The following is a 19,959-nucleotide window of genomic DNA, read 5'->3' as shown; positions in this document are numbered from 1 at the left end:
CCACCCGCCTCAGGAGCACCAGTGCCCACCTACTCCTACCGCTGCACCCAGTGCGGCAACGCCTTCGACATCCAGCAGAAGTTCACCGACGACACCCTCACGGAGTGCCCGAGCTGCCAGGGCGCGCTGCGCAAGGTCTTCAGCGCGGTCGGCGTGACCTTCAACGGCTCGGGCTTCTACCGGACCGACTCGCGCGCCTCGGGGCCGGGGTCCGGTTCCGGCTCGAAGGAGTCGAAGGGCGAGTCGGGCGGAGGGTCGTCCGCTCCCGCGTCGACCGGCTCGGGTTCCGGCGGGTCGTCCTCGGGCGGCTCCGGCTCGTCGTCGGGCTCCTCGGGGTCGGGCTCCTCCGGCTCCTCGTCCTCGGGATCGGGCTCCGGCTCCTCGGGCTCCTCCTCCTCCAAGCCCTCGTCCTCCGGGTCGGGGTCCTCCTCCTCTTCCTCCTAGGGCCGCCGTTCCCCCGGGAGCGAGCCCGCCTCCGCGCACCCCACTCCGCCCGCCGGCAGAAACGGAACAGATCATGATCAACGGTTTCAAAGAGTTCATCCTCCGCGGCAACGTCATCGACCTGGCGGTCGCCGTGGTCATCGGCGCCGCGTTCACCACCATCGTCAACGCGATCGTGACGGGCATCTTCAACCCGATCATCGGCGTCATCTTCGACGCCTCCTCCCTCGAGACGCTCGTCTGGACGATCCGCCCCGAGGGCAACGGCCAGGAGGCGTCGGTCATCGCCTGGGGCAGCGTCCTCTCGGCCCTGATCCAGTTCGTGATCGTCGCGTTCGTGCTCTACTTCGCGTTCGTCCTGCCGATCAACCACCTCAAGAACACCGCGTTCAAGAAGAAGATGGACGACGCCCCGGCCGCCGAGGACAAGGCGCCGACCGAGCTCGAGCTCCTCGCCGACATCCGCGACCTGCTCGCCAACGGCGGCACCGCGACCACCGCGAACTCCGGCAAGCACGTCGACTGACGCTCCGTGACGGAGGAGGGGGGCGGCGATCGCGAGGTCGCCGCCCCTCTCGTCGCGTCCGGCGATGTCCCCGGAGCGCACTCCCGCGGCGTCCGCCGTGTCAATTCTTGTTAACGGTAACAAAGTGCTCGCGTGTCGCCCTCGCGAGCCTTTAGTGTGTGGTTCCTCACCACCCGTGCGACGGAGCACCGGCACCCTCACCCTCGAGGACCCGCGGCCTCGTCGCCCTCTCGACGACGAGGAATCCTGCATGAGACGATCACGATCGACGTTGCGGACCGCTCTGGCGACCACGACGATCGCAGCCACCGCGCTGCTCGGAGCCGCCCTCCCGGTCTCCGCCTCCGGAGCGACGGCCCAGCCGCTGCTCCACTACAGCTTCGACACCGCGCCGACCGGCACGACCGTCGCCGACACCAGCGGCAACGGCTACAACGGCACCCTGCGCGGCAGCGGCGCCACCGTCGCCGCGGGCGCGCTCAGCCTGCCGGGCGGCTCCGCCGCCGCGGCCCCCTACGTCGACATCCCGACGGCGGGCCTCGTCGGCAAGAAGGACCTCACGGTCTCCACCTGGCTGTCGAACCGGACCGGGCCCGCGAACACCGCGGCCGCGTTCCTCGGCGCCCCGGTCGCGGCCGGCGCGTCCTACTCCTCCGGCTACTACCTGCTCAACCCGACGAACCCGGCCGGCTTCGTCAAGTCGGTCGTCACGAACGCGACCAACGCCGGCGCCCCGTGGGGCACCGAGGTCGGCCCCGGCTCGACGAACGCCGCCAGCACCGGCCTGCGCACTCCCGCCGGCTACTCGCTCTACACGACCGTCATCGACGGCACGAACGGCACCCTCTCGGTCTACGTCAACGGCACCCGGATCGGCCAGAACGCGATCGCGCGCAACGTCTCGTCCTTCGGAACCTCGCTGGTCGGCTATCTCGGCCGCTCGACCTACAACGACGCCGGCTGGAACGGCCTCGTCGACGACTTCGCGGTCTACGACAGCGCGCTCACCGCCGACGCGGTCACCGCGCTGTACTCGTCGCAGGCGATCGACCGCGCCGTCGCCTCCGTCAGCATCCCGACGACCGCGACCGCCGACTTCGCGCTGCCCACCAGCAGCGCCGGCGTCGCCGTGACCTGGCGCTCGAGCAGCGCCGCCATCGCGGTCTCCGGAGGCAGCGCCGTCGTCACGCGACCGGCCGCCGGCTCCCCCGACGCCGCCGTGACGCTCACCGCCACATTCACCTCCGGCAGCGACACGCGCACCGTCGACTACCCGGTGCTCGTCACCGCGCAGCTCGCCGACGCCGACAAGGTCCAGCGCGACCTCGACGCCGTGACCGTCGCCCAGGCCGGCGACGTCCGCACCAACATCTCGGTCCCGGCGCGCGGCGCCCTCGGCTCGAGCATCGCCTGGAGCGTCATCGGCTCGAACGCCGCGACGATCCGCGACGGCAGCACCGCCGACAGCCGCACCATCGTCGTCGAGCGCCCCACCGCGGGCAGCCCGGCCGTCGACGTGACGGTCCGCGCGACCGCGACCAGCGGATCGGTGACGCGCACCCGCGACTTCACCCTCCGCCTCCAGCCGCTGCCCACGGGCACGGTCGACACCGAGGCCTACGTCTGGGCCTTCTTCACCGGTGAGGGCGCCGGCGCCGAGCGCGTCAGCCTCGCCGCCTCGAAGGGGAACGACGCCCTCGACTGGAACACCCTGAACGGCGGACAGCCCGTCTTCACCTCCGACCAGGGCACCAAGGGCCTGCGCGACCCGTTCATCCTCCGCTCGCACGAGGGCGACAAGTTCTTCATGCTCGCGACGGACCTGAAGATCGACGGCCTGGCCGGCGGCTTCGACACCGCGCAGAAGTCGGGCTCGAAGTACATCGAGGTCTGGGAGTCGACCGACCTGGTGAACTGGTCGGCGCAGCGCCACGTGAAGGTCTCGACCGACTTCGCCGGCAACACCTGGGCGCCCGAGGCGTACTGGGACGACGAGCTCGACACCTACGTCGTCTTCTGGGCCTCGAACATGTACCCGACGACGAACGCGGCCGACCGCACCGCCGTCACCTACAACCAGATGATGTACGCGACCACCGACGACTTCGTCACCTTCTCGGAGGCGAAGCCGTGGATCGACGTCCAGCGCGGCACCGGCCGCGGCACGATCGACTCGACCATCGCGAAGGACGGCGACACCTACTACCGCTTCACGAAGGACGAGGCGTCGATGACGCTGCGCGAGGAGAAGAGCACCGACCTGCTCGCCACGATCAGCGGCTCGCTGCCCGGCACCTCCGGACCCGCGGACGAGTGGACCCTGGTCAAGGAGCGCGTCGCCTCCGGCCTGCCCAACGGCGAGCCGAACGGCACCTTCACCAGCGGTGAGGGCCCGAACGTCTTCCCCGCGAACGAGGGCGACGTGAACGGCCTCGACTGGTTCCTCTTCATCGACCAGCCGGACTACCACGCGGGACCGAACCACTACATCCCGTTCGGCACCGACGACCTGGCCGCCGACGCCTGGCAGCCGCTCGGAGCGAAGCTGCGGGAGAACCTGCCGCAGAACTCCGACGGCGGCAAGCCTCGCCACGGCACGGTCATCCCGGTGACCCGCGCCGAGTACCAGCGCATGCTCGAGGCGTACGCCCCGGCGATCGCCGTCACCTCGGTCGCTCCGATCGCGGTCTCGACCGCCGCCGGCGTCGCCCCGGTGCTGCCGAGCGCGGAACTCACGACGGCGGACGGCGCGAAGCGCACCGTCGCCGTCACCTGGGACGCCGTCGCTCCCGCCTCCTACGCCGCCGCCGGCACCTTCACGGTGCGGGGAGTGGCGCAGGACGACTCGCGGATGCCGGTGACCGCAACGGTCACCGTCCAGTCCTCACTGAAGCTGACGGCCGCGGCGAGCACCCGCTGCGTCGCCGGCAAGGTGGTGCTGACGGTCGTCGCGACCAACGGCGACACCGTCCCGATGGACGTCACGGTCACCTCGACGGCGGGCACGAAGTCCTTCGCCGGCGTCAAGGCGGGCTCGAACGCCTCCGCCGCCTTCACCGTCCGGGCCGCCCAGCTCGCGGCCGGCGAGGCGACGGTGACGGCGACCGCCACGGTCGGCGGCAAGCCCGTCACCTCGACGGTCAAGACCCCCTACGCGGCCCGCACCTGCGGCTGACCCGCTCCCGCGACGACGACGGCCCATCGTGCTCCGGCAGGGTGGGCCGTCGTCGTACGCGGCCCGCGAGATGCCACTTGTGCACGCTTTTCACGGCGTGTCGCGTGCACAAGTGGCATCTCGCGGAGGGGGTCAGTAGTGCGGGGGGACGTCCTGGCGGAGGCGGGCGTCGTTCGGGCCCGTATCGGGGCGCAGGGCGGGCGCCTCGGGGTCGGGGACGACGGCGTCGTGCGGCGACGGGTCGGTGCCCGGCTTCGCGGGCAGGGTCGCCCGCCGGCCGCCGCGCGAGCGCCGGAGCGGTCGGTCGGCGCCGGCGGGCGCGGCGGCCCGGGAGTCCTCGGGCACGCTCAGTCGGCGGGCAGGGGCGTGATCGGCTGCGTCTCGTTCGACGCCGGGGCGGTGTCCTCGACGATCGGCGCGCCGGCGCCCACCGGCACCTCGATCGGACCGGTCGACGTCTCGTCCTGCGGGGCGCCGATCAGCCCGGCGACCCGCGCGGCCACGGCCTCGGGATCGGCGAACAGCTCGAAGTTGTGCACGCGGAGGTAGTGCCAGCCGAGGCGGCGCAGCAGCTCCGGGCGCAGCCGCAGCGAGACCCGGAGGCTCTGCGTGCTGACGTCGCGGTCGGTCTCGACGACGACGGCGCGGGTGCCGTGCGCCGCGACCAGTGCGAGCTTGCCCTTGTGCCCGATGTTCACGCGCAGTCCGCGGCGCTCGAGGCGCGCGGCCAGGTCGACCAGCATCGGCTCGGAGTAGTCGTCACGGTCGCTCGGCTGGACGCGGTCCTCCGCCTCCTGGAGCACCTGCGCGAGCGCGACCATGCCGTAGCGCATCCGCGACTCGTCGATGTCGCCGGGGCGGAAGCAGGAGACGATGTCCATCGACCGGCGGGCCCGGGTCATGCCGACGGCGAGCAGGCGCTCTCCGCCCGGCTCGGCCAGCGCACCGAAGTTGGAGAGCAGGCGGCCGTGCGGGGTCCGGCCGTAGCCGATCGAGAAGATCACCCGGTCGCGGCTCTGCGCCACCGACTGCTCGAGCGTCACCACCGCGAACGGCTCGGGCCGGTCGCCGAGGATGAAGTCGTTGAGGTCGGCGCGCTTCGCGAACGCGGTGAGCACGGCCTGCTGGACCCGGACGGCGTGCCGCGGGCTCGCGGTGATCACCATCAGCGACTCGCGCGGGCGGATGACCGCGTGCTCGAGCACCAGCTCGACCACCTTCGCGACCTCGGCGTCGACGGACTCGACCGCTCCGGAGTCGTTCTCCGGCATGCCGTGTCCGCTGGCGATGTAGTGGAAGCGGAGCGAGTCGTGCCCGAGGAACGAGCCGGCCCACGGCAGCGAGTCGATCCGGCCGCCGTAGAAGCGTCGGTTCACCAGCTCGGCGAGGTCCTCGCCGCCCGCGCGGTAGCTGCGGGTGAGCGTGACGGTGTTCAGCAGCTCGCCGAGGCGGGCCAGCGCCGACTGCGCGTGCAGGGCCTCGACGTCGGTGCGCGAGGCGGCGCTGCCGAACTCGACGGTCTCGTCGACCCGGAGCGAGAACGGCGTCGGCGTCTGCGTCACCGGGTCGCCGAACGCGACGACCTGCTTGGCGCGGCGGATCGCTCCGACGTTCTCGGCGAGGGTCGTGGCGCCGGCGTCGACGAGGAAGACCGCGTCGAAGGTGGTCTCGGTGCCGATGCGGTGCACCTCGTAGGGCGAGGCGAGCCAGGCCGGAGCGAGCACCCGCGACAGGTGCGGCGCGGCCTTCTGCAGCTCCTGCGGCGTGGTCGACGCCTCGGAGCGCAGCAGCGCGCGCAGGGCGTCGCGCTCGAGCTGCCAGTCGACGAGCCCGATCTTCCAGGTCTCCGAGAGCTTCCAGGCCAGCAGCTCGGCGCTGGAGGCGGCGTGCGCCTCGTCCACGAGCTTGAAGTCGGCCTCGAGGCGGTCGAGCACGCTGGTGTTGCCGCCGAGCAGGGCGCGCTCGTCGGTCAGCATGATCTCGAGCGCCGAGCGCCACCAGGCGAGGTCGAGCTCGATCGCGACCAACTCGGCCGGCACGTGGCGGCGCGAGAGGTCGGTCAGCAGCGGGTCCAGGCCCCACTCGCGCAGCGTCGAGAGCAGCGTCGTGCGCTCCTGCAGGTTGGCGAGCACCTCGCTGTCCTCGGCGAGCCCGGAGACCATCGAGACGAGCTCGGCGAGCGGCAGGGAGGCGAGCGGCGTGCTGCTGCCGCGACGGCCGAGCGGCTCGTCGAGCCGGCCGAGCTGGTCGGACACCTGCTGGAACGCGACCTGCACGTCGGCGACGCCGACCGGCACCTCGGGGACGGTGCCCGCGACGGCGTAGCGCTGCCAGAGCGTGCGCTGCTGCTGCACGCGCCGGAGCGACGCGTTGAGGTCGGTGACGTGCGCGCCGGGCCGCATGTACTCGCGGGCGAGCTTCTTCAGGCGGCGGCGGTTGGTCGAGGACATCTCGGCGGCCTCGCGGCGCGGCGAGGTGGCGACGATGAGGTCCTGGATCGAGCGGTCGAAGACGGCCGGCTGGAACTTGTCGAGCGTCTCGCGGACGTCCTGCAGCAGGCGCAGGTAGATGCCGAGCTCGGCGACCGACTCGAACGGGCGCATGCGCGTCTGCGCGATGACGTCCTGGGCGCGGTCGAGCAGGCGCGGCAGGTCGCGCAAGTGCAGGCGCTTGGCCAGCTCGTGCGCGGCCTCCGCGTCGGCGGTCGAGTCGAACTGCGCGCCGTACCAGGGCGAGTCGCCCGGTCCGTAGCGGAACTCGCCGAGCCGGGCCGACTCGATCAGCATCCGGGTCGCCTCGGGCCGGCTGTGCGCGAGGGCGGTGACGGCGCGGCGGTCGAGGCGGGCGGCGGTCGACGGGGGCGTGCGCAGCTGCGAGAGGCGCGCCAGCTCCTCGAGGGCCTGCAGCGCGGAGACGCCGAAGCTGGGGTCGCGGCGCGAGAGCGCGCCGCGGTAGTCGAGCAGCACCTTGCGCAGGCGCAGCAGAGCGTCGTCGATCTCGCTGACGGAGGGGCGCGCGGCCTTCTCGTTGCGGCCGATCGACTGGATCAGGTCGCGGCGGAGCGTGCGCGGGCTGACGGCGATGCCGCCGAGGCCGGCGGAGAGCAGTCGCTGGTGGATGCTGTCGAGGCTCGAGCGGCGGGCGCCGACGACGAGGACGCGCTTGTGCTGCGCGGCGAGCGCGCCGATCGCGTTGACGATCGTCTGCGTGCCGCCGGTGCCGGGGAGGGTCTTCACGACGAGCGAGTTGCCGGCCGCGATGTTCGCGATGACCTGCTCCTGCTCGGCGTCGGCGTCCAGGAGGAGGTTGTCGGTCGCCGGCGGACGCTCGTCCTGCGGGATGATCGACGCCACCTTCTGCGACTGCTGCAGCGCGCGCTTGGCGGCCGGGTTGCCGGCGACCGCGTCCAGGACGGGGTGCTCGAGCATCCGGGCGTCGCGGAGCATGTCGCCGGCGACGTCGGCGAAGCTCGACACCACCAGGCGCGGGTGCACGGCGAACCAGGGCAGGTGCGAGGTGAGTCCGCGGAGCTGGTCGATGACCGGCTGCGGCTTGAAGACGCCGCTCTGCACCGCGAGCTCGACGAACTGCTCGGGGTCGATCGTGATGCCGAACTGCTGCTTGAGCGCGCGGGCGAGCTGCGGGTTGAAGTAGGGCTGGCCCTTGAGCTTGAGCTCGAAGTCGCGGCCGTAGCGGCGGATCGCGAGCGGGCGCAGCAGGACGGGGGCGGTGAACTCCGTCTCGCCGGCGCGCCACTGGGCGAGGCCGATCGCGAGGTGCACGCCCTCGATGCCGCGGACCGAGCGCAGCTCGATCCCCTTGTCGGTGATGGCGGCGGCGGCGTTCTTCGCGGTGCGCAGCGCCAGCTCGTCGCGGATGAGGGAGGAGAGCAGGGTCGTCTTGCCCGAGATGAACGGCGGCAGCCCGCCCGGGTGCGTGGTGGACAGCTCGATGCGAGTGCGCGGGGAGTCGACGAAGTGCAGGAGCGGCGAGGGGCCGCCGACCTTGGCGAGCTCCTCCCGCCAGGACTGCCAGACCGGGTCGGCCGCATTGCCGCCCTGGTAGCCGGCCTCGCCGCTCGTCACCTGGACGGGCGTGGTGGCGTTGGAGGGGAGCTGGAGGGCGGACGCCTCGCGCGGGTCACCGGACTCGGGGGAGGTCGCCACCGGTCCGGCTCCTGGGAAATCGTCGACACGTTGCACACGGACACCCTAAGCCGGGGATCTGCGAAAGGCCGTAGCGACTCGGATCGGCCGGACGACCGAGGCGTCACCCGCGTCTGGGGGTCGTGCGGGTCGGTCAGGCCGCGGCGCGGGCGAGCCCCTCCTCGCCGGGTCGCGCTCCGCGATCGGGCCAGACGCCGAGCGGGGGCACGCTCTCGACCCGGCGCTCGCCGTCCACGACGACGACGCGGCTCTCGACGCGGTCGTGCCCGCCGGCGACGGCCACGGCGATCATGACGGCCTCGGCGTGGTCGCGGGTGAGGTGCCCGAACGCCGCGCGCAGGTCGACCGGGCGGCCGGTGGCGAGCGACAGCGCGATCCGGGCGACCGCCTCCTCGGAGAGGTCGAGCAGGTGCGCGCCGCGCTCGAGGACCGCCAGGTCGACCGCGGATCCCGCTGCGCTCTCACGGACCCAGGGCAGTCCCGGGCGGGCGCAGCCGGTGCGCAGGAGCAGCTCCTGCGCGAGGGCGACGGCGGGGGTCGCGGTGGACGGGACGGCGGGCGCGGCGGTCACGAGGCGGCTCCGGTCGGCGCGGACGTCCCGCGGCGGCTCGCCCGGCGGGCGGCGCGGACCGCCACCGACGTCACGGCCGTGAGGACGCAGATCAGCCCGACCAGCGCGGGGGCGAGCCAGCCGAGCACGCCCGCCCGCTCGACGGTGGGCCCGACGTACGACCACTGCGTGAGGCCGTGGACGAAGAGGGCGAAGAAGCCGAGGGCGACGCCGGTCAGCGCGGTGACGAGATCGGCCGGACGGAAGACCTCGTCGTCGTCGGAGAGGGCGGCGGGAGCGGGAGGCGCGGCGGCGGCCGGGTCGGTGGTCGGCAGCGCGAGGGTGCCGGTGGACGGAGTGGACATGGAACCGATGGAACCAGTCGGCGGCCGTCTCCGGCGTCCTCCGCTGGCATGATGGCGCGCGCCGTTCGGCTCACGTCGCGCGGCGCCGCCCGAGCGAGGACTGGAAGCGCAGGAGGTAGCCGTCGGGGTCGGTGACGAGGACCTGGCGGACGCCCGCCTCCTCCTCCCCCGCGCGGTACCAGCGGGTCTCGGACGGGGCGAACAGCGGCACTCCGGCGGCCTCGAGGGCCGTCGCGACCGCGTCCGCGTCGTCGACGCGGATCTGGAGGTTCGCGCCGCGGCCGAGCGGGCGCTCCAGCGGCGCGGTGATCCAGTCGCGGGTGCTGCCGATCCGGTCGAGCATGACGTGGGCGGTGCCGCGGACGAGGTACGCGAAGCCCTCCTCCGGTCGCGCGTAGCGGACCGCGAAGCCGCAGGGGCCGCACCAGAACGCGAGGCTGCGCTCGAGGTCCTCGACGAGGAGCTCGGGGACGAGGTCGGGCTCGGAGGCGGGGTCGGCGGCGGTCACGGCGCCATGCTGCCACGGACCCGCCACGGACCCGCCGCGGAAAGGCGGCCGGACTAGGGTCGACGGCATGGGGGCCGGGAGCACGGGGATCGGGGACGACGGGGATCACGAGCACGCCGCGCAGGCGACCGGTGAGCGACCGTTCGGAGAGCCGGAGCACGCGGACGCCCGTACGACGCACGACGGCCCCCCGCGCTTCCCCCTCAGCCTGGTGGTCGTCGTCCCGCTCGGGATGCTGGTGCTCGGCGGCCTCTTCGGGAGCGTCCTCGCCCTGAGCACTCCGTGGCTGCCGATGGCGCTGACGCGGGCGGGACTGCCCTACGCCGTGCTCGCGCTGATCGTCGCCGTCGCGCTCCGCCTCCGGGCCGTGCGGGCCGTGCGGGCGGACCGGTCGGAGCCGCTCGACCCGGTGATCGCCTCCGGCCGCAGCCTCTCCCAGCGGGCGACCCGGGCCACCGCCGCCACCCTGCTCGCGATCTGGCTGGTCGTCGCCACGGCGTTCGCGCTGCAGACCGAGCCGGGGCTCTTCGTCCTCGCCGGCGGGCCGGTGATCATCGGGGCGCTGCTGTCGATCGTCGCGAACGCGCCCCTGCTGTACTCCCCACGGATCGCCCGCTCCGAGGTCGCCGTGGTGCTCGCGCACGCGGACGGCCGGCGGCGGATCCTCGCGAACTGGATCCTCGCGCCGCTCTCCTGGTTCGCCTACGCGATCCCGGTGCAGGCGCTCGGGCTCTGGAGCGTCTAGCGCGCCTCGGCGGTCTCCGGCGCGGTCCTCGTGCGGCCCGGCAGCAGCAGCAGGCCCGAGACGCCGACGACGATCAGCAGGATCGCCGCGACGGTGACGAAGGCGGACAGCGCCAGCACCGGCATGATGACGGTGAGCAGGCCCGCGATCACCGAGGCGATGCCCGCGGCGATCGGCAGCCACACCGGGCCGGCGACGGTGCGGCCGCTGGTGATGCTCGAGACGCCGTCGAGGATCCAGCCCAGGCCGATCACGAGGCCGAGGATGCTCAGCGACTCGAACGGGTTCGACAGGCAGAAGATGCCGGCGACCAGGATCAGGGCGCCGAGCAGGCCCGCGAGCCAGCGAACCCGGTTCTGCAGGCGCGTGGCGGTGAAGGCCAGCAGGAGCCGGAAGACGCCGGCAGCGATCAGGTGGATGCCGAAGACGATCGCGACGGTGAGCAGGGTAGGGCCGGGGATCAGCACCGCGATCACGCCGAGGGCGATGGCGATCAGCGAGACGCCGATGATCCAGCTGCGCTCGACGGCGGTGCGGGAGAGGGCGGGAGAGGGAGTCGCGGCGGCGGCGTTCTCGGCCGTGTTCTCGGGCATGAGGGTCCTCTCGTCGGGGGCTGACCTCTCGAACGCTAGGGCACTTCCGCCCCGCGGCGAGCGGGACACGGGGGCGGTCGCGCTCAGCCCGTGCGCCCGCTACCCTGCGGTGCCGGCGGCCCGGGTCAGTGCCGGCGGCCGGCCCCGGTGCGGCGGGCGGCGCGGTGCCGGCGGATGCTGCGGACCACCAGCAGCAGCACGACCACGCCGATCGCGCCGTAGATGATCGCGTCGAGCACGCCCGCGTACTGGTCGACCAGCTCGTACTGGGTGCCGAGCGCCGCGCCGAGGCCGATCAGCAGGCCGTTCCAGACGCCGGAGCCGAGGATCGTCAGCCCCGAGAACAGCAGCAGGTTCATCCGCTCGGCACCCGCGGGCAGCGAGATCAGACTCCGGACTCCGGGGATGAGCCGGCCGAAGAGGACGGCCCAGGTGCCGTGGCGGCGGAACCAGCCGACGGCCTTCTCGAAGTCCTCGCGGTCGACCAGGGGCAGCTTGGACAGCAGGCGGATCGAGCGCTCGGTGCCGATGCGGTAGCCGAGCCAGTAGAGGATCAGGCCGCCGAGGTAGGCGCCGAAGGTCGCGGTGATCACGACGAGCACCAGGTTCATCCGCCCCTGCTGGGCCAGGAAGCCCGCCAGCGGCAGCACCAGCTCGCTCGGGATCGGCGGGAAGACCGTCTCGATCAGTGTCAGCAGACCGACACCGGCCTCGCCCAGCGCCGCGATCACGCGGGCGGCGACGCCGACGAGACCGGAGAGCTCGTCGATGCTGTCGGTGGAGGAGGCCGCCGTCACGGAGGCAGGGGCGAGGGCGAGGGTCGCGATCGTCATGACTGAGAAGCTACTCAGTCCCGGGGCTCCGCACCTGGGAGATCGGGGTCGGCGCCGGACCCCGCGTCAGGGGCTGCCCGTGCCGGGGTGAGGTCCGCGTCAGGGGCTGCCGGTGAGGACGACCTGCTCGGAGCCCTGCAGGCGCACCTCGACCGAGGCGATCTCGGCCAGCGGCAGACCGGTCGAGAGGCTCGGCTCCACCGTCGAGCCGGGCGTGCTCGTCCACGAGCCGATCGGCTCCGTGGAGCCGGCCGTGTCGGTCACGTACATGACGTAGCCGACGGACGCCGCGCCCCCGGTCGCCGCGCCGCTCTCCTCCCAGCTGCAGTCCATGTCGATCCGGGTGCCCCACGCCTCCGGGACGAAGCGGACCGACGCCTCGACCGGGACGCCGGGCGCCGCGGCGAGAGCCACCGTGTTCTCGACCACCGTGGGCGGGGTGCCGATCACGAGCGGGAGGGCGATCGCGGCGGCCGCGGAGACCCCGGCGGCGGCGAGCACGAGGCCGGCGATGCGGAAGCGGGTGCGGCGGCGGAGCGCGTCGGTCGCCCGGGCGAGGTGCGCGAGCAGGGCGGGCGGGGCGGACTCCTCGACGCGCTGCTCCGTCTCGAGCAGCGCGAGCGCGTCCTCCTGCGGCAGATGCGCGAGCAGGCCGGGGATCGCGACGAACTCGCCCAGCGCCTCGCGGCAGCCGGCGCAGCCCCGCAGGTGCTGCTCGTAGGCGCGGCGGTCGGCGGGCGAGAGTGCGCCGAGGAGGTACGCCGCGTCCCAGTCGCGGAAGGCGTCGTCGCGGGAGGCGTCGTCGCTCTGCTGCTCGGTGCTCACGGTTCGGTCACGCCTTTCTCCTGGAGGGCGAGCTTCAGCGCCCGCATCCCGTAGTGCATCCGCGACTTCACCGTTCCGGGCGCGATGCCCAGCAGCTCGGCGATCTCGCCGACCGTGCGCCCGCCGTAGTAGGCGTGCACGATCACCGCGCGGTGGTCGTGGCTGAGGGTGCCCAGCGCCTCCGAGAGCAGCCAGGCGTCGAGCACCTGGTCGGTCCGGTCGCCGTGCGCGCGCTCCGGCACCTCGTCGGTGCCGAACTCGCGGTTGTGCCGCGCGCTGCGGCGGTCGTCGATGACGATGTTGCGGGCGACGGTGTAGAGCCAGGAGCGGGCCGCGGCCTCGCCCTGGGCCAGGATCTCCGGGTGCTTCCAGGCGCGCAGCAGCGCCTCCTGCACCACGTCCTCCGCCAGCTGGCGGTCGCCCGTGAGCCGGAGGACGAACCGCCACAGCGCCGCCGAGTGCTCGTCGTGCAGGGCACGCAGCATCTCGGCCTGATCCTCGGACATCTCCACCTCTCCTCCTTCAACGTAGAGGGGCGGCGTCCGGTTCACTCCCGCCGCCGGTTCGCGCCGGGCGCCGCACTCTGGTACTCCGGAGCGGTGACCTTCCCCGATGCCGCCGACGCCGCCCGCGTCCGCACCTTCCTCCGCGACCAGCGCGCGCGCATCCTCGACGACGTCCGCCACCTCGTGATGATGGAGAGCCCGAGCGACTCCCTCGAGGCGCTCGACGAGTTGCACGCGTTCCTCGTGCACTGGGTCGGCGAGCGGCTCGGACACGCGGGCGAGCTCGAGCACCTCCGCGAGCAGGACTGCCCGAGCGCGTCGAGCTGGACCTTCCCGGGCAGCGCCCCGGGGCGCGGACCGCGCGGGTCCCGCCCGTTCGTGGCGCTGGTGGGGCACTACGACACCGTCTGGCCGCTCGGCACGACCCGCGGCTGGCCGTTCGCGATCGACGGCGACCGCCTCAGCGGCCCGGGCAGCTACGACATGAAGGTCGGCCTCGTGCAGATGGTCTGGCTCGTGCTCGCGCTGCGGCACGCCCGCCTGGCGCACCCGGCCGTCCGCCTGGTGATGAACGGCGACGAGGAGGTCGGCAGCCTCACCTCGCGGAGCTTCCTCGAGCACCAGAGCCGCGGGGCGGAGGCGGCGCTCGTCTTCGAGGGGGCGATCGGCACCGCGGTGAAGACGGCGCGCAAAGGCATCGGCAACTTCGTGGTGGACGTCGTCGGAGTCGAGGCGCACGCGGGCGTCGAGCCCGAGAAGGGGGCCAGCGCGATCCACGAGCTCGGCGCGCTGATCCCTCGCGTGCTCGGGATCGCCCGGCCGGAGGCGGGGACGACCGTCAACATCGGCGTGGTGAAGGGCGGCAACCGGGTGAACGTGACGACCGCGAAGGTGCGGCTCGAGCTCGAGGTGCGGATCCGCGGCGCGGCCGAGGCGGCGCGGGTGGAGGCCGAGATGAACGCGCTCGAGGCGTCGGACCCGCGGATCCGGATCGAGGTCCGCGGGTCGTGGCAGCGGCCCGTCTTCGAGCGGACGGCCGCCGTCGGCGCGCTCTACCGCCGGGCCGAGCGGGTGGCGAAGACGATGGACCTGCCGCTGACCGAGACGGCGGTGGGCGGCGCCAGCGACGGCAATCTGATCGCCGCGCTCGGGATCCCCGTGCTCGACGGGCTCGGCGCCCCTGGCGAGGGCGCGCACGCCCGGGGAGAATCGGTGAGCATCGAGGGGATGCTCGAGCGGACCGCGCTCGCGGCGCTGCTCGTGGCGAGCTTCGCCGCGGAGGGAGACTGAGATGGTCCTGTACGAGTCGCGCCCGGTCGGCGTCGTGATCGACGCGCCGGCGGACGAGGTGTACTCCTTCGTGGTCGATCCCTCGAACCTGTCGCTCTGGGCGGCGGGGCTGGCGCGGGCCTCCGTCGAGGAGGTGGACGGCCACTGGTTCGCCGATTCGCCGATGGGCCGGGTCGAGATCGTCTTCGCGCCGCGGAACCCCTACGGCGTGGCGGATCACCGGGTGATCACCGAGGGCGGCCGGGTCTTCGACAACCCGCTCCGGATCCTCGCCAACGGCGACGGCGCCGAGATCGCCTTCACCGTCCGCCGGTACGACGGCATGACGCTCGAGCAGTGGGACGAGGACTGCGACCGGGTCGCGGCGGACCTCGAGACGCTGCGGGGGCTGATGGAGCGCGCGGAGGACTGAGCGGGCGCGGCCGCGGGTCTCCTCCCCAGGAGCGGACCTCGCGGAGTCGTCCACCGGTCTTCCGGCCGGCCGCGATCGGGCGCCGATCCTGCACTACATTCGACAGGATCCGGCGTTCGCCCGGGCCTTCCGCGCGACAACGAGGGATGTCATGACCTCTCCCGAACCGACCACCCGCCCCGCCGGCGGCATCGAGCTCAACGGTCTCGACACCATCCAGGAGTCGGAGCGGCACGGCCGCCCGCGCGACCTGTTCTGGCCGTGGTTCGCGGCCAACGTCTCGGTGCTGGGGCTGAGCTACGGCTCGTTCCTGCTCGGCTTCGGCCTGTCCTTCTGGCAGGCGACCGCGGTCGCCGTGATCGGGATCGTCGTCTCCTTCCTCTTCTGCGGCTTCGTCGCGGTCGCCGGCAAGCGCGGCTCGGCCCCGACGATGGTGCTCAGCCGCGCCTCCTTCGGCGTCGACGGCAACCGCCTGATCGCGGTGATCTCCTGGCTGCTCACGGTGGGCTGGGAGACGGTGCTCGCCTCCCTCGCCGTGCTGGCGACGGCGACCGTCTTCGAGGAGTTCGGCTGGGACGGCGGCGTGCTGACCAAGGTCGTCGCGCTGATCGTCGTCGCGGCGCTGATCGTCATCGCGGGGATCGCCGGCTTCCGGCTGATCATGCGGCTCCAGCTCGCGATCACGATCGCGACCGCCGTGCTGACCGTCGTCTACGTCGTGCTCGTGCTCGACCGCATCGACCTCGCCGCCGTCGGCAGCCTGCCCGCGGGCTCGGCCGGAGCCGTGATCGGCGGACTCGTCTTCATGATGACCGGCTTCGGGCTGGGCTGGGTGAACGCGGCGGCCGACTACTCGCGCTACCTCCCGCGCACCGCCGGCACCGCCGGGGTCATCGGCTGGACCACGATCGGCGGCGCCGTCGCGCCCGTCGTGCTCGTGGTGGTCGGGCTGCTGCTCGCCGCCTCCTCGACGGAGCTGTCCGACGCGATCGCGGCCGACCCGATCGGCGCGCTCGCGAGCATCCTGCCGACCTGGTTCCTGCTCCCCTTCATCGTCGTGGCCCTGCTGGGGCTGATCGGCGGTGCGGTGATGGACATCTACTCCTCGGGCCTCGCGCTGCTCAGCACCGGCCTCAAGGTGTCCCGGCCGGTGGCAGCCGGCATCGACGGCGTGCTGATGGTGCTCGGCGCGATCTACGTCGTCTTCGTCGCGGGCGACTTCCTCGGCCCTTTCCAGGGCTTCCTCATCACCCTCGGCGTGCCGATCGCGGGCTGGCTCGGCGTGTTCCTGGCCGACCTGCTCCTCCGCCGCCGCGACTACGACCAGGAGGCGCTCTACACCTCGCGGGGCCGCTACGGCAGCGTCTCGCTCGCACCGGTGCTGCTCGTGGTGATCGGCGCCGTGATCGGCTGGGGCCTCGTCGTCAACTACTCCCCCGGCTTCGAGTGGGAGGGCTACCTGCTCGGCCCGATCGGCGGGCGCGACGGCGAGTGGGCCGGGGCGAACCTCGGCGTGCTGGTCGCCCTCGTGATCGGCTTCGCCGGCACGCTGGTCCTCTCGCGGTCCGCGGTGCGACGCCAGGAGGCCGACGCGTGAGCCTGCTCGTCGCGATCGACCTGCAGCACGTCTTCGCCGACGAGGGCTCGCCGTGGGCGTCGAAGGAGTTCGACCGTGCGGCGGAGGGGACGACCCGGCTGCTCCCGCACTTCGGCGAGCGGGTGGTCACCACCCGCTTCGTCGCCCCGGCCGAGCCCCGCGGCGCCTGGATCCCCTACTACCGGGACTGGCCGTTCGCGCTCGTCCCGGACGAGGATCCGCTCTACGCGCTGGTCCCCGGCTTCGAGGGGCACCGCACGATCACCGCGCCGACGTTCGGCAAGTGGGGCCCCGAGCTCGAGGCGCTGCTCGACGACTCCCGCTCGATGGTGCTGACCGGGGTCTCGACCGACTGCTGCGTGCTGGCGACGGCGCTCGCCGCGGCCGACGCGGGCGTCGCCGTGCGCGTGGTGACGGATGCCTGCGCGGGCGCCTCCGTGGCCGACCACACCCGCGCGCTCGACGCGATGGCGCTGTTCGGGCCGCTGATCACCCTGACCACGGTGGACGAGGTGCTGGCCGGACTCCCCGCCGGAATGTGACGAGGCGCGGGAGGTCTCGCGGCGGCGCCGCGCGGACCGGCATGATGGCGGGATGCCCTCCACCGACGTCCGCGACAGCGCGGCGCCCCGCATCCTGGTCATCGGCGAAGCCCTGATCGACATCGTCGAGCGCGACGGCGAGAGCACCGAGCACGTGGGCGGCTCGCCCGCGAACGTCGCGCTCACCCTCGCTCGCCTCGGCCGCGAGGCGACCCTCGTCACCGACATCGCCGACGACGAGCGCGGCCGGCGCATCGCCGAGCACCTGGGCGCCTCCGGCGTGACCGTGCTGCACGGCGACGCCGAGCGCACCTCGACCGCCCGGGCCCGCCTGCAGGCGGACGGCTCGGCCGAGTACGACTTCGACCTCTCCTGGAACCCGCCGGCCGCCGATCCCTCGAGCGCGACCCACGTGCACACCGGCTCGATCGCCGTCTACCTCGAGCCGGGCGGCTCCGCGATCGTCGAACTGCTCGAGGCGCTGCCGGCCGGCGTCACCGCGAGCGTGGACGCGAACATCCGCCCCGCGCTCGTCGGTGAGCACAACGACGCGCTGGCCCGCTTCGAGCGGGTCGCCGCGGCCTGCGAGATCGTCAAGCTCAGCGACGAGGACGCGGAGTGGCTCTACCCGACGATGCAGCTCGACGAGGTGCTGACCCGCCTGCTCGAGCTGGGCGCGCAGCTCGCCGTCGTGACCCGCGGCGGCGAGGGCCTGCTCCTCGCCTCCTCCGTCGCCCGGGCCACCGTCCCCGCCGCCCGCATCGTCGTCGCCGACACCATCGGCGCGGGCGACTCCGCCATGGGCGCGATCCTCGACGAGGCCTTCCGCCAGGGCCTCGGCGCCCCGAACGGCCTGCTCCTTGACGAGCCCTCGCTGCGCGCGATCGGCCACTGGGCCGCCCGCGTCGCCGGCATCACCACCTCCCGCTCCGGCGCGAACCCGCCGACCCGCGCGGAGCTGTAGAAGCCGCGCCGTCCCCGCCTGCCGGACACGGGGATCTACTGGGAAGAGACGCGCGCAGACATGCTGGTCGAGTAGTCCCGCAGGGGCGTGTCGAGACCCGCGGCATCAGCAGGGCGAGTCTGCAGACTCGGCCTCTGACGCTGGTGGATCTCGATACGCCCGCTGCGCGGGCTACTCGATCAGCATGTGGTCGCCCGCTCCGCGGGCTACTCGATCAGCATGTGGTCGCCCGCTCCGCGGGCTACTCGATCAGCAGGGGGACACCCGCTGCGCGGACCGGGCGATCAGCAGGAAGGCGGCCGTTGCAGCGGGATCGCCGACGGGTCGATACTGGGGCCCTCCTCGAGCGGAAGGCACCCCATGTCCACGAGTCTCAGCCCCTACATCGGCTTCCGCGACAACGCTCGCGAGGCGATGGAGTTCTACCACTCGGTCTTCGGCGGGGAGCTGGTGTCGAGCACCTTCGCGGACTTCCACGCGAGCGAGGATCCGGCCGAGCAGGACCTGCTCATGCACTCGCAGCTCACCACGCCGAGCGGGCTGATTCTGATGGCGTCCGACACCCCGGGCTCGATGACGTTCGAGGAGGGCGCGCGCATCACGGTCGCGCTCTTCGGCGACGACGACGCCGAGCTCGGCGGCTACTGGGACGGGCTCGCCGCCGGCGGCTCGGTCCAGGAGCCGCTGACCACGTCGCCCTGGGGCGACCGCTTCGGGATGCTGACCGACCGCTTCGGCGTGCACTGGATGGTCAACATCTCGGGCGCGTCCGCCTGAGCGTCCCGATCGCCGCCCGCGCGGGCGCAGAATGGAGGGACCGCCCGGTGTCCGGAGCGGTCCCCTCCCTCTGACGAAGGCGGCACTATGACGATCACGCTCGGGTACAAGGCATCGGCGGAGCAGTTCGGGGCGCGCGAGCTCGTGGAGCTGGCCGTCGGCGCCGAGCGGCACGGCTTCGAGAGCGCGGTGGTCTCCGACCACTTCCAGCCCTGGCGCCACACCGGCGGCCACGCGCCGTTCTCGCTCGCCTGGCTCGCCGCGGCCGGCGAGCGCACCTCGACCATCCGGCTCGGCACCTCGGTGATGACGCCGCACTACCGCTACAACCCCGCCGTCATCGCGCAGGCGTTCGGCACGCTCGGCGTGCTCTACCCGGACCGCATCATGCTCGGCGTGGGCACCGGCGAGGCGCTGAACGAGGTCGCGACCGGCTACCAGGGCGCCGGCGAGCAGAGCTGGCCCGACTTCAAGGAGCGCTTCGCCCGGCTGCGCGAGGCCGTGCGCCTCATGCGCGCCCTCTGGGCCGGCGACCGCGTCTCCTTCGACGGCGAGTACTACTCCACCCATGAGGCGTCCATCTACGACAAGCCCGAGAACGGCGTCCCCGTCTACATCGCCGCGGGCGGGCCCGTCGTCGCGAAGTACGCCGGCCGCGCGGGCGACGGCTTCATCTGCACCTCGGGCAAGGGCATGGAGCTCTACACCGAGAAGCTGCTCCCCGCGGTCGAGGAGGGCATCGCGGCGGGCGGGCGCGACTCCGCCGCGCTCGACCGGATGATCGAGATCAAGCTCTCCTACGACCCCGACCCGGCTCTCGCGCTCGAGAACACGCGCTTCTGGGCGCCGCTCTCGCTGACTCCCGAGCAGAAGCACTCGCTGACCGACCCGGTCGACATGGAGCGCGCCGCCGACGAGCTGCCGATCGAGCAGGTCGCCAAGCGCTGGATCGTCGGCTCGGACCCGGACGAGACGGTCGCCCAGATCAAGCCCTACGTCGACGCGGGCTTCAACCACCTCGTGTTCCACGCGCCGGGCGACGACCAGCAGCGCTTCTTCGACGCGTTCGAGCGCGACCTCGCGCCGCGTCTGCGCGCCCTCTGATTCCGTCGCGACCGGGCGCCGCCGTGCCGCCGGCCGT

At 73.1% G+C, this 19,959-nt stretch carries 20 protein-coding genes; 11 read left to right on the top strand and 9 right to left on the bottom strand.

Going from position 1 to position 19,959, the window contains the following annotated elements; translation table 11 throughout:
- The first annotated feature begins 21 nt into the window (after window positions 1-21).
- From MT350_RS03015 to MT350_RS03005, 3 genes are all read left to right on the top strand, one after another.
- Window positions 22-444, top strand: coding sequence for an FmdB family zinc ribbon protein (locus MT350_RS03015; RefSeq protein WP_243598789.1), 423 nt, complete (start codon window positions 22-24; stop codon window positions 442-444).
- 73 nt (window positions 445-517) lie between these two features.
- The gene (gene mscL / locus MT350_RS03010; RefSeq protein WP_243598788.1) at window positions 518-970 is read left to right on the top strand and encodes a large conductance mechanosensitive channel protein MscL; all 453 of its coding nucleotides are present in this window, start codon (window positions 518-520) and stop codon (window positions 968-970) included.
- 250 nt (window positions 971-1,220) lie between these two features.
- On the top strand, window positions 1,221-4,145 hold the full coding sequence (locus MT350_RS03005) for an immunoglobulin-like domain-containing protein (protein ID WP_243598787.1): 2,925 nt from the start codon (window positions 1,221-1,223) through the stop codon (window positions 4,143-4,145).
- Between the two features lie 132 nt (window positions 4,146-4,277).
- Here the strand turns inward: MT350_RS03005 and MT350_RS03000 are convergent, their stop codons facing one another.
- The 5 genes from MT350_RS03000 to MT350_RS02980 all read right to left on the bottom strand — a co-directional run bounded on the left by MT350_RS03000 (window position 4,278) and on the right by MT350_RS02980 (window position 9,734).
- Complete coding sequence (locus tag MT350_RS03000) at window positions 4,278-4,490, bottom strand: hypothetical protein (RefSeq protein WP_123733856.1); 213 nt, start codon at window positions 4,488-4,490, stop codon at window positions 4,278-4,280.
- 2 nt (window positions 4,491-4,492) lie between these two features.
- Window positions 4,493-8,311, bottom strand: a complete 3,819-nt coding sequence (locus MT350_RS02995) for a DEAD/DEAH box helicase (RefSeq protein WP_374204639.1) — start codon at window positions 8,309-8,311, stop codon at window positions 4,493-4,495.
- A gap of 133 nt (window positions 8,312-8,444) precedes the next feature.
- A complete protein-coding gene (locus tag MT350_RS02990) occupies window positions 8,445-8,882 on the bottom strand; it encodes a hypothetical protein (RefSeq protein WP_164874404.1) in 438 nt (145 codons plus the stop codon).
- A complete protein-coding gene (locus MT350_RS02985; RefSeq protein WP_243615352.1) occupies window positions 8,879-9,226 on the bottom strand; it encodes a hypothetical protein in 348 nt (115 codons plus the stop codon). Before MT350_RS02985 ends, MT350_RS02990 begins: the two co-directional genes overlap by 4 nt.
- Window positions 9,227-9,296: 70 nt before the next feature.
- Window positions 9,297-9,734 carry a VOC family protein gene (locus MT350_RS02980; RefSeq protein WP_243598785.1) on the bottom strand — a complete coding sequence of 146 codons (438 nt, stop codon included), beginning with the start codon at window positions 9,732-9,734 and terminating at the stop codon, window positions 9,297-9,299.
- A gap of 67 nt (window positions 9,735-9,801) precedes the next feature.
- Between MT350_RS02980 and MT350_RS02975 the strand changes: the two genes are divergently transcribed.
- Window positions 9,802-10,479, top strand: a complete 678-nt coding sequence (locus tag MT350_RS02975) for a hypothetical protein (RefSeq protein WP_243598784.1) — start codon at window positions 9,802-9,804, stop codon at window positions 10,477-10,479.
- On the opposite strand, the gene MT350_RS02970 is transcribed toward MT350_RS02975, so the two are convergent.
- The 4 genes from MT350_RS02970 to MT350_RS02955 form a co-directional block, all read right to left on the bottom strand.
- Window positions 10,476-11,072, bottom strand: a complete 597-nt coding sequence (locus MT350_RS02970; RefSeq protein WP_243615351.1) for an HdeD family acid-resistance protein — start codon at window positions 11,070-11,072, stop codon at window positions 10,476-10,478. The two genes, MT350_RS02975 and MT350_RS02970, sit on opposite strands and share 4 nt — an antisense overlap.
- A gap of 125 nt (window positions 11,073-11,197) precedes the next feature.
- Entirely contained in the window at window positions 11,198-11,905 is a 708-nt protein-coding gene (locus MT350_RS02965) for a DedA family protein (RefSeq protein WP_243598783.1), read from the bottom strand.
- A 99-nt stretch (window positions 11,906-12,004) separates the two neighbouring features.
- Window positions 12,005-12,730, bottom strand: a complete 726-nt coding sequence (locus tag MT350_RS02960; protein ID WP_243598782.1) for an anti-sigma factor — start codon at window positions 12,728-12,730, stop codon at window positions 12,005-12,007.
- Window positions 12,727-13,236, bottom strand: a complete 510-nt coding sequence (locus MT350_RS02955; RefSeq protein ID WP_132435921.1) for a sigma-70 family RNA polymerase sigma factor — start codon at window positions 13,234-13,236, stop codon at window positions 12,727-12,729. Before MT350_RS02955 ends, MT350_RS02960 begins: the two co-directional genes overlap by 4 nt.
- 93 nt (window positions 13,237-13,329) lie before the next feature.
- Here MT350_RS02955 and MT350_RS02950 point away from each other — a divergent pair, with 93 nt between their 5' ends.
- From MT350_RS02950 to fgd, 7 genes are all read left to right on the top strand, one after another.
- Entirely contained in the window at window positions 13,330-14,526 is a 1,197-nt protein-coding gene (locus MT350_RS02950; RefSeq protein WP_243598781.1) for a M20/M25/M40 family metallo-hydrolase, read from the top strand.
- 1 nt (window position 14,527) lies between these two features.
- Window positions 14,528-14,938 carry an SRPBCC family protein gene (locus MT350_RS02945; protein ID WP_243598780.1) on the top strand — a complete coding sequence of 137 codons (411 nt, stop codon included), beginning with the start codon at window positions 14,528-14,530 and terminating at the stop codon, window positions 14,936-14,938.
- 151 nt (window positions 14,939-15,089) lie between these two features.
- Complete coding sequence (locus MT350_RS02940; RefSeq protein WP_173250483.1) at window positions 15,090-16,535, top strand: cytosine permease; 1,446 nt, start codon at window positions 15,090-15,092, stop codon at window positions 16,533-16,535.
- Entirely contained in the window at window positions 16,532-17,077 is a 546-nt protein-coding gene (locus MT350_RS02935) for a cysteine hydrolase family protein (protein WP_243598779.1), read from the top strand. The genes MT350_RS02940 and MT350_RS02935 overlap by 4 nt, the downstream gene beginning before the upstream one ends.
- A gap of 52 nt (window positions 17,078-17,129) precedes the next feature.
- Window positions 17,130-18,041: a carbohydrate kinase gene (locus tag MT350_RS02930; RefSeq protein WP_243598778.1), complete on the top strand. Its 912-nt coding sequence runs from the start codon at window positions 17,130-17,132 to the stop codon at window positions 18,039-18,041.
- A gap of 360 nt (window positions 18,042-18,401) precedes the next feature.
- A complete protein-coding gene (locus tag MT350_RS02925) occupies window positions 18,402-18,818 on the top strand; it encodes a VOC family protein (RefSeq protein WP_243598777.1) in 417 nt (138 codons plus the stop codon).
- Between the two features lie 87 nt (window positions 18,819-18,905).
- Window positions 18,906-19,922, top strand: a complete 1,017-nt coding sequence (gene fgd, locus MT350_RS02920; RefSeq protein WP_123445218.1) for a glucose-6-phosphate dehydrogenase (coenzyme-F420) — start codon at window positions 18,906-18,908, stop codon at window positions 19,920-19,922.
- The last annotated feature ends 37 nt before the right edge of the window (window positions 19,923-19,959 follow it).

This window comes from Rathayibacter sp. VKM Ac-2928 (assembly GCF_022815545.1).
In the GTDB taxonomy this organism is placed as follows: Bacteria; Actinomycetota; Actinomycetes; order Actinomycetales; family Microbacteriaceae; genus Rathayibacter; species Rathayibacter festucae.
The sequence above is the reverse complement of the archived record's forward strand: the minus strand, read 5'-3'. Positions and strand labels throughout refer to the sequence as shown.